The sequence below is a fragment of the Chloroflexota bacterium genome, assembly GCA_016197225.1.
Classification (GTDB): Bacteria; Chloroflexota; Anaerolineae; order Anaerolineales; family VGOW01; genus VGOW01.
This window is the reverse complement of the sequence record JACPWC010000119.1, coordinates 13951-28155: the sequence shown is the minus strand read 5'-3', so window position 1 is coordinate 28155 and position 14205 is coordinate 13951. Positions and strand designations below refer to the sequence as shown.

The 14205-nt window shown below is 59.5% G+C and carries 10 protein-coding genes; all 10 read right to left on the bottom strand.

Features of this window, described 5'->3' with window-relative positions:
* Window positions 1-164: 164 nt before the first annotated feature.
* Entirely contained in the window at window positions 165-860 is a 696-nt protein-coding gene (locus HYZ49_20055) for an LppX_LprAFG lipoprotein (protein MBI3244580.1), read from the bottom strand.
* Between the two features lie 28 nt (window positions 861-888).
* The gene (locus HYZ49_20050) at window positions 889-1311 is read right to left on the bottom strand and encodes a universal stress protein (GenBank protein ID MBI3244579.1); all 423 of its coding nucleotides are present in this window, start codon (window positions 1309-1311) and stop codon (window positions 889-891) included.
* A gap of 99 nt (window positions 1312-1410) precedes the next feature.
* On the bottom strand, window positions 1411-7047 hold the full coding sequence (locus HYZ49_20045) for a lamin tail domain-containing protein (protein MBI3244578.1): 5637 nt from the start codon (window positions 7045-7047) through the stop codon (window positions 1411-1413).
* 477 nt (window positions 7048-7524) lie between these two features.
* Window positions 7525-8352 carry a prephenate dehydratase gene (gene pheA, locus HYZ49_20040; protein MBI3244577.1) on the bottom strand — a complete coding sequence of 276 codons (828 nt, stop codon included), beginning with the start codon at window positions 8350-8352 and terminating at the stop codon, window positions 7525-7527.
* 75 nt (window positions 8353-8427) lie between these two features.
* Window positions 8428-9387, bottom strand: a complete 960-nt coding sequence (locus tag HYZ49_20035; GenBank protein MBI3244576.1) for a branched-chain amino acid transaminase — start codon at window positions 9385-9387, stop codon at window positions 8428-8430.
* Between the two features lie 71 nt (window positions 9388-9458).
* On the bottom strand, window positions 9459-10514 hold the full coding sequence (gene leuB / locus HYZ49_20030) for a 3-isopropylmalate dehydrogenase (GenBank protein ID MBI3244575.1): 1056 nt from the start codon (window positions 10512-10514) through the stop codon (window positions 9459-9461).
* A gap of 60 nt (window positions 10515-10574) precedes the next feature.
* A complete protein-coding gene (locus HYZ49_20025) occupies window positions 10575-10961 on the bottom strand; it encodes a four helix bundle protein (GenBank protein MBI3244574.1) in 387 nt (128 codons plus the stop codon).
* Between the two features lie 59 nt (window positions 10962-11020).
* Window positions 11021-12577, bottom strand: a complete 1557-nt coding sequence (locus HYZ49_20020; protein ID MBI3244573.1) for a citramalate synthase — start codon at window positions 12575-12577, stop codon at window positions 11021-11023.
* A gap of 64 nt (window positions 12578-12641) precedes the next feature.
* A complete protein-coding gene (locus tag HYZ49_20015) occupies window positions 12642-13619 on the bottom strand; it encodes a dienelactone hydrolase family protein (GenBank protein MBI3244572.1) in 978 nt (325 codons plus the stop codon).
* On the bottom strand, window positions 13600-14187 hold the full coding sequence (leuD, locus tag HYZ49_20010) for a 3-isopropylmalate dehydratase small subunit (GenBank protein MBI3244571.1): 588 nt from the start codon (window positions 14185-14187) through the stop codon (window positions 13600-13602). Before leuD ends, HYZ49_20015 begins: the two co-directional genes overlap by 20 nt.
* Window positions 14188-14205: the final 18 nt, after the last annotated feature.

The window sequence follows — 14205 nt, the reverse complement described above, 5'->3', positions numbered from 1 at the left end:
AGCCGTAAGGGACCTTCTAATCCGCCATCACCTTTGGTCTTAAGTGATCCCGCGCTCTGCCGGGGCAGTTCCACCGTTGACACAAAGGTGATGAAAGAACAAAGGGGATTAGCGGATTAGAAAAGCCCCCCTCATCCTCATCTCTGCTTTCAAAGCTGATCCGTTTACGGCGCGTTGATCTCAACCGGCTCGTCGAAGGCGAAGAGGTCAATCGTCCAGCCGTTGCCGTCGGGTTCGGCGATGTGCAGGCGGACGGGGTTATAGGTGGTTGTGTTCATCCACACGTCCACCGGATACGACGTGCCGGCGGCAAGCGTGTCGGCGGTGAGGGCCGCCAGTTTATCGCCGTCGGCTTCGCCTTTGAGGTGATATGTTTCGACTTCCTCAACGGTCTCAGCGCCGACCAGCGTGGCATTTTGAATGCCGTCTTTCAGCACGCCGGGGATGCCGTCGGCCCCGAACACGGCGACGCCGTTGAAGGTGGCCCCGGCGGGGGCTTCGCTGAAGGCTCCGGTGAGCGGGTTGGAGATGAAATTGCCCTCAGGGAGCCAGAGCATTTGCACTGAGACGACGTTGCCGAACAAGCTGACCTTAACGTCGGCGCTCACCCGATCGGGCGACTGGTATTTGCCCGCCGCTTCGGTGAAGGTGGTGTTGGTGGCCGGGTCGAGCACCGCCGGAGCGCCTTCGCGAATGAGGGTGAACTGGGCGCTCTTGATGGCCAGGGCGGCCTGCGCGGCGCGGTCGAGCCATTCGTCGGGCGTGGGAGTGGGCGTAGGCGGCGGAGTCGAGGGGCCGCCACACCCGGCTAACCAGATTAACGCTAACACTGACAGGAACGATAAACGGTTTTTCTTCATGGGCGTACCCTCCTCCTTGTGGATAGAATCACTTCACGATCAACACCGGCACTTTGGCATGGTGAGCCAGCCGGTCGCTTGCACTGCCAAGCAAGAGGCCGGCCATTTCGCCCCGGCCCCGCGAACCGACGACGATACAGTCGCACTTGCGCGTGTCGGCCACAGTGAGGATGCACTCCGCCGGTGAACCTTCAAGCACTTCCACCCGCACCTGCTCAATGCCGCAAGCGCGGGCCTGCTCGGCGGCCATTTCGGCGATCTGATTCGCTTCGGTGGTCAGCCGGGCGACGATTTGATCGTATTGAGGCGAGCCAAGATAGTCGGGCAACCGGGGAAAGACAGTGACAATCGTCACCGCGGCCTCGGCGTGCATGGCAAAGTCAATGCCGTATTCGAGCGCCTTCTTGCCGTTGGCCGAGCCGTCATAACCGATGAGGATGTGGTGGAACATAAACACCTCCAGCCGTTTATTTTTAGAGCATTGTACTACTTCTCACGGCCAGCACATCATTAATATTGCAATGGTGCGCACGAGGCGGCCTCACCGGGGCTATTCCGCCGGGAGAGCGTCTTTTGCAGGGAAGCCGATGATGGCGTCTTCATCGGCCATTTGAAAAACGTCGCTGGCAAACCGGATCAGCACCCGGTGGCCTTCGGCGTTTGAGAGGCGGTGGGTGAACTCGTCCACAACGCCGGTTGCCGACCAAACCTGGCCGGGCCGGGCGTCGGGGCGCTTGAGGCCGGTGGCGCTGACAAAGAAGACGCGAGCCGGGCCGGAGCCATCGTCAATCCAAAATGCGTTGGAGGCCACCTCAATCACTTTCCCCGTCACCGTCACCAGCCTGCCTTCAAAGCTTTCGCCAACTTCGCCGGTGCGCGCCAGCACCGGCTCCGGCGCAGAACCGATCTTGCCCAGCGAGACCTGCCCGGCGTCTTTCACCAGCAGGGTGCGTTCGCCGTTGCGCGTCCACAGATAACCGCCGGCTTTGATAGCCTGCCCGACCAGCATCCTCGGCCATGAGCCGCTACGCAAGAAGATCGCCAGCCCCCGGCCCGATTCATCCTGCGCGTAAATCACCCGGCTACCGAACAGCGGCGCCGGCCCGGTCACGCGCCCGACAAAGGTGATGAACGATCCGGTAATCACATTTGAATTGCCGCCCTCTTCAACAACCGGGAACAACACGTTTGCCGTCGGCGTGGCTTCGACGACAGAAGAGGCGGGTGTGGGCGTTGGCGCAAAGGTTGCGCTGGGAGTTGCCGTCGGCGCGGTTGCGCTGGCGCGGGCCGAGTTGGGTTGTTTGGGCGTGGCCCGGAGCGGGTTGCCGTCGGCGTCGTGGCCGTTGATGGTCAGGCCGTCGTTCGTCGCCCAGTTGTTGTCCGAGTCAGGCGTGGCGCTCAACCGTTCCATCGAAGCGCGCAGAGATGAGTCGCCCGCCGGCCACGCGCCGCCGGCCCCGTTAGCCGTGTCAATCACCAGACCAGACGGATCGCGCAAGATAATCGCCAGCCCATCGTTGCTCAACGAGCCGGTGTAAATCAAGTCGGCGGGGATGTCGCTCACGGTCGAGTCGTCGGTGCGCTCCAGCAGGAAGAAGCCGCCCGCCGAAATGTCGCCGCTCAAGGCGATCTCTTTGTCACCGATAAGCAACGTCCAAGCCGTCAAGTCAATCGGCGCATCTGTTGTGTTGAGCAGTTCGATCCATTCGTCGTTAGCGTTAGCCTTTGACCCGCCCCACATCACTTCGTTGACGACAACAGCGCGGGCGAAATAAGCTACGGGAATGATTGTGGAGGTGGGCGCAATCTTTGCCCGTGAGGCCGGGGTGGCCGTCGCGGCAATGGGTGACGGTGGGTGATTGGCCGCCCCGATGGTGACCGCCTGTTTTTCAAAGTCGGCGGCATCGTCATCGGTGTCTACGGCATCCGGGGCGCGGGCGATGGATTCGTCATCAAGACTACCGGCGTTGCCGTCGCTCGTGCCGCCGTCGGGCGCACCGTCGCCCGTTGCATCGTTCTCAGGGTTGTCGCCGATCTCAACGTCGTCAACGATCGCGCCAAGCGCATTCATCAGCGCCAGATGCACGTCGTTGTTCATCGCCCCCGGCGCATTGCCAACAACCAGGTACTCGCCCGGCTGAAAATTGGTGAGCGAGCCGCCACTGCTGAAGACAAAGAGGGTCGTGCCGGGCGCGTTGAAGTTGAGCGTCTCCGGCGACGAGTCGGTCATTGCCAGCGTCCAGCCTGAGCCTTCAAGCAAGTTGATTGCCGTCGAGCCAGCGTTGTAAAGTTCGATCCACTCGTCGGTGTCGGTGATTGAGCCGTCTCCCGGCGTGCTGTTGAAGGCAATGCCATCGCCGCCGGTGTTGTCGCTCCAGTCCTGTTGCGGGTCGGTGACAACTTCGTTGATGAGGACTCGATGCGGGCCGGTCGAGGGCGCGGTTGTCGAGGAGGCAGTTGGGGCGAGGGTGGGTGTGCGGGTCGGGCTGGGCGTCCGGGTCGGCGAGGGAGTGAAGGTGGCGGTGGGCGGCGAGGGCGGGTGATTGGCCGAGCCGATGGTGGCCGCCTGTTTCTCAAAGTCGGCTACATCGTTGTTCGAGTCCATCGCGTTCGGGGCGCGGGCGACGGCTTCATCGTTGAGTCCGGTCGCGTTGGCGTCGCTCGCGCCGCCGTCGGGCGCGCCTTCGCTCGTCGTGTCATTTTCAGGGTTGTCGCCAATCTCAACGTCGTCCACCGTCGTTCCATCAGGACTCTTCAACACAAGATAAACGTCGTTGTTCATCGCATCCGGCGGGTTGCCGATGACGAGATACTCGCCCGGCTGGAAGTTGGCGAGCGAGCCGCCGTTACTGAAAACAAAGACGGCTGAACCGGGGTCGAGGAAGTTGATCGTGGCCGTCGCCGAGTCGGTCATCGCCAGAGTCCAGCCGGCGCCGGCCTGCAAGTTCACGGCGGTCGTTCCGGCGTTGTAAAGCTCAACCCATTCGTCGGTGTCGGTGATTGAGCCGTCTCCCGGCGTGCTGTTGAAGGCAATGCCATCGCCGCCGGTGTTGTCGTTCCAGTCCTGTTGCGGGTCAGCCACGACTTCGTTGATCAAAATGACCGGGATAGGTGTGGGCGTGTTGGAGACGAGAGGCGTGTTGGTCGGCGTTAGCGTGTTCGTGGGCGTGAACGAGGGTGTGGCCGTCTCTGTCGGGGTGAAGGTCGGCGTTGGCACGAGGGCTGAGTTCGGCTGTTTGGGCGTGCCGCGAATCGGGTTGCCGTTGGCGTCGAGACCGTTGATCACATGGCCGAAGTTTGTTGTCCAGTTGGCGTCGCCGTCGAGCGCGTTTGCATTCACGCGCTCCATCGAGGCGTTGAGGGCGGCGTCACCGGCGGGCCACGCGCCGCCGTCGCCGTTGGCCGTGTCAATGACGGCCAGCGTTGGGTCGCGCAAGGTTAGCAAGCGTCCGGCGTCGGCCAGACCGCCGGTGTAAATCAAGTCGGCGGGGATGTCGCTCACCGTCGAGTCGTCGGTGCGCTCCAGCAGAAAGAAGCCGCCCGCCGGGATGACGCCGCTCAAGGCGATGGCGGTGTCATCGGGTGGAATGCCGTCGTCAATGATCAGTGTCCAACCGGCGAGGTCAATCGGCGCGGCGGTGTTATTGCGAAGTTCAACCCACTCATCGTTGGCGCTGGCTCCTGTGCCCATCCAGGCCACTTCGTTGATGACCACGCTCAATGCCGGAAAAGCGGTGGGCGTGGGGCTGGGAGTGAGAGTGGCTGTCGGGGTTGGAGTGTCAGTGGCTGTGTCGGTTGAGGTTGGGGTGGCGGTAGGCGGCAGGTTGTTCGTCCCGCCAATCGTCGCCTGCTGTTTGGTGAAGTCGGCGGCGGCGTTATTAGTATCAACGGCATTCGGCGCGCGAGCAACCGCTTCGTCAGCGATACCCGTTGCGTTGCCGCCGGGGGCATTGTTCGCAATCCCGTCGCCTTCAAAGTCGGTGTTGCCTATTTCCACATCGTCTATCTTCACGCCAACTTCATTGTTCAGCGCCAGGTAGATGTTCAAATTCATGTCTCCCGGCGGGTTGCCGATGACAAGATACTCGCCAGGCTGGAAGTTGGCGAGCGAACCGCCGCTGCTAAAGACAAATACTGACGCGCCGGGCGCACTGAAGTTGAGGGTGGCGGCGGTCAGGCCGTCATTCATCGCCAGCGTCCAGCCCGCTCCGGCCAGCAGGTTGATGGAGGCCGGGCCGGCATTGTAAAGCTCAATCCACTCGTCAACAGCGGTCACGGCGCCTGCTCCAGGAAGTAAAGCAAACCCCGACCCGCTCCAGTCCTGCTGTGGGTCAACGACCGCTTCGTTGATGATCACGAACTGCGGAGCAGGGGTGTTGGTGGTGGTAGGCGTAAGTGTGTCAGTCGGGATCAACGTCGCGGTTGGAGTGGCGGTCGGGAAAAGCGTTGAGTTGGGCTGCCGGGGTGTGCCACGAATGGGGCCGCCGTTCGCATCAAAGCCGTTGACGATGACGCCGTCATTGGTGGCCCAGTTGCCGTCGGTGTCGGGCAGGCCGGCGTTTATGCGTTCCATTGAGGCGCGCAAGGCGGCGTCGCCTGCGGGCCAAAGGCCGCCGTCGCCGTTAGCGGTGTCAATCAGGTTAGAGGATGGATCGCGCAGGGTGAGGGCGCCGCCGCCGTTGGCAAGCGCGCCTGTGTAAACAAGGTCGGCGGTGATATCGCTAACGGTCGTGTCGTCAGTGCGTTCAAGCAGATAAAAGCTATTAGCGGAGATTGTGCCTGTCAAGACAATTGGCGCACCCGCATCAATGGCAATGGACCAGCCGGCGAGATCAATTGAGTTGGCAGTTGTGTTGTAAAGCTCGATCCATTCATCATTTGCGTTAGCGTTTGTGCCCATCCACATCACTTCATTGATTACGATGTCACCGGGCGATGGTGGAACTGCTGTGGTCGTCGGCGTCAATGTATCAATAAAGGTGGCAGTCGGCGAAGGTGTTTCAGAGGGTGTGTCGGTCGGCGCAATCGTCGGCGTCTCTGAAGGTGTCGGTGTGTCGGTCGGCGTGGGAGTCCATGTTTCGGTTGGAGTGGCTGTAGGGAAGAGAGGCGAGTTAGGCTGTTTCGGTGTGCCGCGAACAGGGTTACTGTTTGCATCCAAGCCATTGACTGTGATGCCATCATTGGTTGTCCAGTTACTATCCGTGTCCGGCATTGCGGGATTGATGCGCTCCATCGAGGCGCGCAAGGCCGCATCACCTGCCGGCCAGGGGCCGCCATCGCCGTTCGCGGCGTCAATTACGTTAGAAAATGGATCGCGCAGAGTAATTGTGCTGCCGCCATTCACCAGTGCGCCGGTGTAAATGAGATCAGCAGTGGTATCGCTGATAGTCGTCTGATCAGTTCGCTCAAGCAAATAGAATCCGTTAGCCGGGACAGCGCCAGTCAAAGCAATTGGCCCGCCAGCGCCAATGGAAATTGTCCAACCCGCGAGATCAATATTGTCACCAGTGTTGTTATAGAGTTCCAGCCATTCATCGTTTGCGTCTGCGTTCGTTCCCATCCAAGCCACTTCGTTGATCACTACCGAGCCGGGCGGAAGCGGCGTAGGCGTATCAGTAAAAGTGGCGGTTGGGGTCGGGGTGTCAGACGGCGTGGGCGTATCTGAGGCTGTAAACGTGGCGCTGGGCGTCAGCGTTGGGGTTTCAGTCGGAGTCTGGGTAGCCGTGTCGGTAGGCGGCGGCGTGTTTGAAGGCGTGTCGGTGATGAGAGGTATGTCGGTTGGGGTTGGAGTGTCGGTCGCAACGTCGGTAGGAGTCGGCGTATCCGTTGGCGGGTTGTAAGTTACTTGCGCCTGAAGGAAATCGTGGCTGGTGGTGATAGCCGCTACCACAGTCGAGCGATAGGCCAGAAAACGGATCTTCAAGCCATTAACATCTGCAACTGAGTTGATATAAGCGGAAACATCTATGCTTTGAGAGAGATCAGTATTGGCCGCGCCCGGCAAAGTGAGGGGCTCGTCATGCCATGTGTTAGCATCGGCTTCGTACACCTCCAGCTTGGCGGCGGTGAGAACTGCAGAGCGCCGAAACTCATGGGTGATAATGACGCTGGAGACTATTTGCCCGAGGGGAATGCCCGGATTGAACGCATATTCGATATAAACATTCTTGTCATAAGCCCCATTCATCGGCCAGTTTCCGTCGCTAACCTGACGAACATCGTTACTAGAACTCAGATTGGAAATGTCGGCGGCAGTCAGGGGCTGGGTCGCGCCACTTGTTGTGTCAGTTCCAGAAACAGGCGTGAAGTTATTGATGGCAGCTTCAACTGGCCTTCCGCCGGGAAACAGCAAAGCCGCCAGACTCAGAGCAATGACGCCGAGCAGTGTGAATTGACGCAGACCCTGACGGCGAATGCGAGGGCGTAATGCGAGTTCCTTAGTCCGAATTGAGACAAAAGTCACAATTCATATATTAAGCACAAGGCACTAAGAGTCAATAAGTTGCGCTCACAAGTAGAGATTTTTTGACTATTCCCTACTTCGACTCGTGACAATGTCACGTGACACTGCCCATTGTGCCAGGTCGTGATGTCTGAAGGCGGCGGCCACGAAGAGCGGCTTTTGGAACGGGCTGTGGATACAGGGCGACTCAGTGAGTCGCCCCTATGTTTGAGTGTTGCTCAAATCCCTCGGATACGACCCCAACACCCTCATCGTCGTCGCAATCTCCTGCAAGTGATCGAGCGCGCGCGCGGTCACCGGCTCGGCGGTGTTGCCGGCGAAATCGAGATAGAACGAGTACTCCCACGTCTTGCCGGGGATGGGCCGCGACTCGATCTTGGTCAGATCAAGGTCGCGCAGGGCAAAGACACTCAGGGCTTTGAACAACGCGCCGGGCGTGTTGCGCAAACTAAAGACGATTGACGTTTTGCTGGGGAGGTCAGTCGGTTCGGGCTGGCGGCTGAGGACGAGGAAGCGGGTGAAGTTGGCGGCGTCATCTTCAACGCCCTCTTCCAGAATCTGCATTTCATACACTTCGGCGGCCCGCCGCGAGGCAATGGCGGCCACATCCCGCCGCCCGGCCTCTTTGAGCAGTTTCACCGACCCGGCGGTGTCGTAAGTTGCTTCGATGGTTGCGCCGAGTCGTTTGACGAAGTGCTCACACTGGGCCAGGGCCTGCGGGTGCGACCAGACCTGCTTCACATCGGCCAGGGCCACGCCGGGGTGAGCGATGAGGCAGTGCTTGACCCGGAAGATTTTTTCGCCGACGATGTGCAGGTTGTGCCGCAGAAGCAAATCGTAGTTGCGGTGAATGCTCCCGGCCAGCGAATTTTCAATGGGGATCGCGCCGCGCTCCACTGCGCCCGACTCCACGCCCTCGAACACCTCGTCGAACGAGGGGCAGGGAACCGGCTGAATGCTCTCGCCAAAATACGCAATCGCGGCGGCCTCCGAGTAAGCGCCGCGCTCGCCCTGAAACGCAACTCGCATGAATGCTGGAAACTCAGGGAAACGCGGGGAAGAAGGAAATTCCTTCCTTTCCTTGATTTCCCTCATTTCCTTATTTTACGCCGACGCCGTCTCTCGCACCGGAACCGTTGCGGTTGTATTCACGTAAGCCAGCCACTCCTTCGAGCGCGGGTGCTTGCCGTGAATGACGGCATGGAAGGCCTGCTGGATGGCCCGGGTGATCGGCCCCATTTTGCCGGCGCCGATGGTGCGAAAGTCAATCTCGCACAGGGCAATGCACTCTGCCGCTGTGCCGCACACAAACACCTCGTCGGCGACGTAGAGTTGATCGCGCGAGACGAGGCATTCGATCACCTCGTAGCCCAAATCTCCGGCCAGGGTGATGAGCGAGTCGCGGGTAATGCCTTCGAGTTGCGGGGCCAGGCTGGGCGCGTAAACCTTGCCGCCTTTCACCATGAACAAATTCTCGCCGGTGCATTCAGCCACGTAGCCCTGCGGGTCGAGCATGATGGCTTCGTCGAAGCCGAGGCGCACCGACTCGGTGCGAGCCAGCACGCTGTTGGCGTAGTTGCCGGTCACTTTGGCTTTCGTCATCATCACGTTCGGGTGGTGACGGGTGAACGAGGCGATGTTGGCGCGAATGCCTTTCTCCAGCGCTTCGGGGCCAAGATACTGGTTCCACTCCCACACGGCGATGCCTACCGCCGCCTTGCCTCCGTCAATGTTCAAGTTCCAGCCGCCGCCGGTGAGATAGATGAGCGGGCGAATGTAGCACTCGGCAAAGCCATTGGCCGCCACCGTGAGCTTAATCGCTTCGGCGATCTCTTCCGCCGTGTAGGGCAAATCGCGGAAGCCAAGTATTTTGGCCGAGTTCACCAGCCGCTCGGCGTGCTCCTTGAGGCGGAACACCGCCGGGCCGTCGTCGGTGGCGTAAGAGCGAATGCCCTCAAACACGCCGATGCCGTAATGCAGAGCGGGTGTGAGAAAGTGCAGAGTCGCCTTTTCGTATTCCACCAACTCGCCGTCCATCCAGACGAATTTTGATTCCATGCCCATAAGTTCTCTCCATTTTGGATTTTGGATTTTAGATTTTAGATTTGGGAAATCCAAAATCCGAAATCTAAAATCTACAATCGGCTGATGACTTCGTCCGCCATTTGCCTCGTCGTCAGCTTCCCACCCAGATCGGCGGTGCGGCAACCGTCGGTGATGGCCGAGTCCACTGCAACTTCAACAGTGGCGGCTTCTTTCTCCAGGTGAAGCGAATGCCGCAGTAACAGGGCAACGCTCAAAATCGTGCCAACCGGGTTGGCGATCCCTTTTCCGGCAATGTCCGGGGCCGAGCCGTGAATCGGCTCGTAGAGGCCGGGGCCGCCGTCGCCCAGCGAGGCCGAGGGCAACATGCCCATCGAGCCGCACAGCACCGAGGCCTCGTCGGTGAGAATGTCGCCAAACATATTTTCGGTGACGAGCACGTCGAAGCTGGCCGGGGCGTTGACGAGGCGCATGGCCGCCGTGTCCACCAACACGTTCTCAAAGGTGATGTCGGCGTGTTCAGCGGCGATGCCGGCCGCAATCTGCCGCCACAGCCGGCTCGACTCCAAAATATTGGCCTTGTCCACCGAAGAAACTTTTTTGCGGCGGCCATCGGCCAGCCGGAAGGCCAGGTTGATCACGCGCTCGATTTCGTAGTCATGATACTCGAGGGTGTCAATGGCGCGGGTGTGGCCGTTGGTTCGTTCGCGCGCCTTGTGGCCGAAGTACAGGCCGCCCGTCAACTCGCGTATGACGAGCACATCCACACCCTTGAGCTTTTCGGGTTTGAGCGGCGACGTATCGAACAAGGCCGGGTGCGGCCTGGCCGGGCGCAGGTTGGCGAAAACGCCGAGTCCCTTTCGCAAAGCCAGAATACCCTGCTCGGGACGCACCTTTGCGTTCGGGTCGTCCCACTTGGGGCCGCCCACCGCGCCGAGCAGAACCGCATCGGACGCTTTGCAGTCAGCCAGCGCCTCGTCGGTCAGCGCCACGCCGTGTTTGTCAATCGAGCAACCGCCCATCAGCCGTTCGCCGTAAGCGAACTCGTGGCCGAACTTGTTAGCAATGATGTCCAACACGCGCACGGCCTCGGCCACCACTTCGGGGCCAATGCCGTCGCCGGGGATGGTGGTGATACTAGCTTTCAAGGATTCCTCTTCTTCCCTGACACGATGACAAGATGAAGGGATGACAAGATGATCTGATGGTCACTTCTTTGTGATTACCCAAGTGTCGGCGTGGTTGATCATGCCGACGAGAGTTTTTATGATTTCATTATAGGTCTTGTAGAGTTCGGCGGCATCGTTTCGGTTCACATATTTGCATTCCACCGCGAATTCCAACCACACCTGAGTTTCAGACGCTTCGGCTTCCGAGTCGGAAAGCTTGCTGATAAAAGCGGCTTCATAACGTCGCTTGCGCCAGGCTTCGGCCAAGTTAGCGCAAACCGAGCGAGATGACCGGCGAACCTGATCAGTGAGCGAATAGGTTTCTTCTTTAGGAAAAGCTTTCGACAACTCAAAAATCTTCATCGCTGTTGCAAAGGCCTTTTGGTAAACCTGCAACTCAGTGTGATTCATTATCTTTGTCGCCATAACACTCATCCTGTCATCCTGTCATCCGGTCATCTTGTCATCCTGTCACGCGAAGCGTGTCAACCTGCGACTGTCAACCCATACTCCACCGAATCCGCCAGCGCCCGCCACGAAGCTTCGATGATGTTGGTGCTCGCGCCCACCGTGCTCCAGCGATTCGTGCCGTTTTGGGTGTCAATCAACACGCGGGTCAGCGCGGCAGTGCCGTTCTCGCCGTCGAGGATGCGGACTTTGTAATCGGCCAGTTGGAAGTGACTCAATTGAGGATAGACGGGCGTGAGCGCCTTGCGGAGCGCCGCGTCGAGGGCGTTGACCGGGCCGTTGCCCTCGGCCACAGTGTGAATGGTTTCGCCGTCAACCTTCACCTTCACTGTTGCTTCGGCAAAGATGCCCCGGCCCTGGCGGTGTTCGACGTTCACCGAAAAGTCAACCAACTCAAACGGCGGGGTGTAGCCGGACTGTTGCCGTTTGAGCATCATCGCCACCGAGGCCTCGGCGGCCTCAAACGAGAAGCCTTGCGCTTCGAGGACCTTGATTTCGTTCAACACCTCGGCCACTTCGGCCCCGCCGTTCACGTCCAGGCCGTATTCTTCGGCTTTGCTCAACAAATTGCCCCGCCCCGAAAGTTCCGAGACGACGATCCGCATCTTGTTGCCCACCAGTTCCGGGTTGATGTGCTGATACGAGTCCACGTTGCGGCGGATGGCGGCCACGTGGATGCCGCCTTTGTGGGCAAAAGCCGACTTGCCCACGTAGGCCATGTGCTCGTCGGGCGACAGGTTGGCAATCTCGGCCACGAAGTGAGCCACCTCTGTCAGGCGTTTGGCATTGCCGTTGGGCACGCACTTGTGCCCCATCTTCAACTCAAGGTCGGCGATGATGGAGACCAGGTTGGCGTTGCCGCACCGCTCGCCATAACCGTTGATTGTGCCTTGCACTTGCACACAGCCCTCGCGCACCGCCGCCAGCGAGTTCGCCACCGCGCACTCGCCGTCGTTGTGAGTGTGGATTCCGAGCAGGCCGCCGCGATCGCGTTTGACGGCCCGGACGATGTCGGCAATCTCCCAGGGCATGGCGCCGCCGTTGGTGTCGCACAACACCACGATGTCGGCTCCCCCGCGCGAGGCGGCGCGCAGGGTTTCGAGGGCGTAGGTCTTGTCCAGCTTGAAGCCGTCGAAGAAATGTTCGGCGTCGTAAATCACCCGTCGCCCCTGACTCAGCAAATAACGAATGCTCTCTTCAATGATGCGCAGATTCTCGCCGGGCGTGGTTTGCAGAACTTCGGTGACGTGGAGCATGGAGGTTTTGCCGACCACGGTGCAAACGCCAGTGTGCGAGTCGAGCAGAGCCTTGACGTTGGGGTCGTCGGCAGGGTCGCTGTCCACGCGACAAGTAGCGCCGAAAGCGCAAATGGTGGCGTTCTTAAACTTCATGTCCTGCACCCGCTCGAAGAACTCGGCGTCCTTCGGGTTCGATCCGGGCCAGCCGCCTTCAATGTATTCCACGCCCAGGTCGTCCAGCTTCTGGGCAATCTTAAGTTTGTCTTCGCACGAAAGCGAAATGCCTTCGCGCTGGGTGCCGTCTCGGAGAGTGGTGTCGTAGATTTGGATGTGCATGTTAGAGATTGGAGATTAGAGGATTAGAGATTGGAGTCAGGCGATCTGACTCTAACTCCTTGCTCTAACTTTGGGTAATGAAATCGAGAGCGCGCTTCAAGCTCTGTTCAAAGGTCGGCGGGAACTCATGCCCAAGATTGGGATGCAGTTCAATCTCATACGAGATGCCCAATGATTTGAAAATCCCAGCCATCGCGTTCACCTCGGGCAGACAAGGTGTGTCCAGTTCTCCCATAACGAAATACACCCGTGCACGTCTTGCATCGCCAGTTGGCAACCACGCGTTGAGTTCGCGCATCACCGCCGCGCCAGGCCCAACAGCTATCACCCCGCACGCCGGTATTCGCGCGTGCAACGCCAGTTCAAGCGCCAACGCTCCGCCTCGCGAGAAACCGCTGATGACAATCCGCTCCGGGTCAATGGCATATTGCATACATACCTGGGTGTAATGGTCATACACTTCTTGTAGCGACCGCGCCGTGTCACGCCAGGCATACGAATCCGGCCCGGCGCGCTGAGAGGCCCGAGGCGAAGCCAAAAGCCATCCCATTTCCACAACCGGTTTCCACGCATCAAGGTGAACGGTCTCGAAATAGACCTGCGTTACGTTGTAGCCATGCAACGCGATGAGCAATGGAAAGGGCGGAGCGATGTTCTGTGGCACGAGCACACGGCGGTCAGGTGCAACTTCTTTTTCAGCCTCAGCCAACCTCTGTTCACAGTAAGCTACGATGTGTTCAAACTCCGCTACGCCCTGCAACGGTTTCAAGTCCGGGTCACCGCGCAATTGATCTGGCGAAAACCACTCACCCTCAGCCACGCCCGTTTGCAACCACTGGAGCGCTCCAGCACTGTCGCCTGTGAGCGAGGCGAAACACGCGCACCAAAACAGCGTCCGGCTACGGTGCCCTGAGAAGCGATCAGCTTCTCGCACGAGCATAGCCAACCCGTCTGCATAGGCTTTTTCCTCATACAGGCGAAACATCTCACGCATCAGGTCTTCAAATGTTGACGTGCTCATCTCAGGCGTGCGCAGTTTCATACGCCACAATCTTTTCCTCAAAACCCAACAAATAACCCAGTTCGTCCACACCGTTGAGCAGGCAAGCCTTTGAGAAGCCGTCAATCGGAAACGATACTTTTTTGCCGCCGGGCAGAGTCACGGTTTGCGAGGCCAGATCAACAGCAACTTCAGCTTGCGAGGCCTCTTCGGTCAGGTCAAGCAGTTCACGGTGTGTTTGTGAGTCAACGGCGATGGGAAGCAAGCCGTTCTTGAGCGCGTTGTTGCAGAAGATGTCGGCGAACGAGGTGCTGATGACGACCTGGAAGCCGTAGCCGCGCAAGGCCCAGGGCGCGTGCTCACGCGACGATCCGCAACCAAAGTTGTCGCCGGCCAGCAAAATTTGCGCGCCTTTGTATTCAGGCTTGTTCAAGGCGAAGTCGGGCTTGGGCGAACCGTCGGCGTTGTAGCGCCAGTCGGCGAACAAGTTGTCGCCCATGCCGTTCTTGTCGGTGGCCTTGAGGAACCGGGCCGGGATGATCTGATCCGTGTCAATGTCGTTGACGGGGAGAGGGAGGATGCGGGAGGTGAGGGTGGTGAATTGAGCCATCTTCGATGAGTGGGTGAC